Below are 1,348 nucleotides of genomic sequence, written 5' to 3' on the forward strand. Positions count from 1 at the left end.
TAAAAAAAGAATTATTGTTAATTCCAATATTCGGTTGGTACTTAAAAAAAATAGGATCAATTTCAATAAAAAGAAACAAAGTTACAAAAGATAACTTAGGTTTTTTTAATGATATTTCAAATATGATGGCTACTTCAAATAGACCTTTAATTATTTTTCCTCAAGGAACTAGGGTTCTTCCAGATGAAAGACCACCTTTTAAAAAAGGTGCTTCGAGAATTTATGAAGAGCTAAGTATTGCTTGTCAGCCGGTTGCAATTAATTCTGGATATGTGTGGCCTAAAAAAGGTAAAAAAAAATCTAATAAAACTGTGTCAATAGAATTATTTGTGGGTATTTTAAAACCAAGTTTTTTGGTTGTATAATTTCTATCTATATTAAATGATGTTCCTGCTAAAGCTGCAACACCTAAGGGATTTTCATTTAAACTGTCTAAATTATTAGAAAATCTCTGTTTGTCTCTATTAAACATTTCTACATAAGACATTAAATAATGTGCAAAAGAGATAGCTTGAGCATTTTTAAGATGTGTAAATCCAGGCATAATAGTCTCAACATTTTTTTCAGCCAACTTAATTGTACTCTTAATAACTTTATTAATGTTATTATTTATTTCGTTAGTTGAATTTTTCATCCAAATTTTAAAATCAGTAATTACTTGATCATTTCTTGATCTTGCGGTGTGAACATAGCCAGCCTCTTCACCTATAATTTGAAAAAGTCGCTTTTCGATATTCATATGAATATCTTCATATTTTTTATTAAACTCAAATTTATTGTTTGTGATTTCCTTATCAATTTTTGTTAGTCCATAAATAATTTTATTTTTTATTTTGAATGAAATTATTTTTTGTTTAAAAAGCATCTCAACATGAGCAATTGACCCTTGAATATCTTCTTTATAAAGTCTTTTATCAATATCTATTGAATTACCGACTTTTTGAAACAAACTTGATGCATTTTTTTTTATCCGTGTATTCCAGATTGCTTGGTTGTTTTTATTTTTTGCCATGATATTTAATTATACCTATTTAACATGAGATTTTTAATATTATTTATTTTTTTGATAACAAATGTAGTAGCTGATGAATTACCTGGTATTAAAAATATTGTAATCCATAAAATACCAAAAATATATGATAATGTTATTTTTTTAGACAAAAATGATCAAAAAATTAATATCAATGAATATACTGGCAACTTATTGATATTGAATTTTTGGGCAACTTGGTGTGAACCTTGTAAAGATGAAATGCCATCTTTAGATAAACTCCAAGCTAACCCAAAATTGGATAAAATAAAAATTTTTCCAATTAATATAGGTAAAGAAACTTTAAACAAAGTTAAT

General features: G+C 25.7%; 2 protein-coding genes and 1 pseudogene. 2 read left to right on the plus strand and 1 reads right to left on the minus strand.

Annotation, left to right across the window (positions count from 1 at the left end; translation table 11 throughout):
* Positions 1–365: lysophospholipid acyltransferase family protein (locus tag AMO08_RS03215; RefSeq protein ID WP_143323807.1), on the plus strand; the 365-nt coding region annotated here is incomplete at its 5' end.
* On the opposite strand, the pseudogene AMO08_RS03220 reads toward AMO08_RS03215, so the two are convergent.
* A pseudogene (locus AMO08_RS03220) lies at positions 281–1,012 on the minus strand (argininosuccinate lyase); the annotation flags it as partial. The gene AMO08_RS03215 and the pseudogene AMO08_RS03220 overlap by 85 nt on opposite strands.
* A 24-nt stretch (positions 1,013–1,036) precedes the next feature.
* On the opposite strand from AMO08_RS03220, the gene AMO08_RS03225 reads away from it, so the two are divergent.
* Positions 1,037–1,348, plus strand: a 312-nt coding sequence (locus AMO08_RS03225; protein ID WP_143323808.1) for a TlpA disulfide reductase family protein, incomplete at its 3' end; no start/stop codon positions are given.

It is taken from the genome of Candidatus Pelagibacter communis (assembly GCF_001180205.1).
GTDB classification, from domain to species: Bacteria; Pseudomonadota; Alphaproteobacteria; order Pelagibacterales; family Pelagibacteraceae; genus Pelagibacter; species Pelagibacter ubique_O.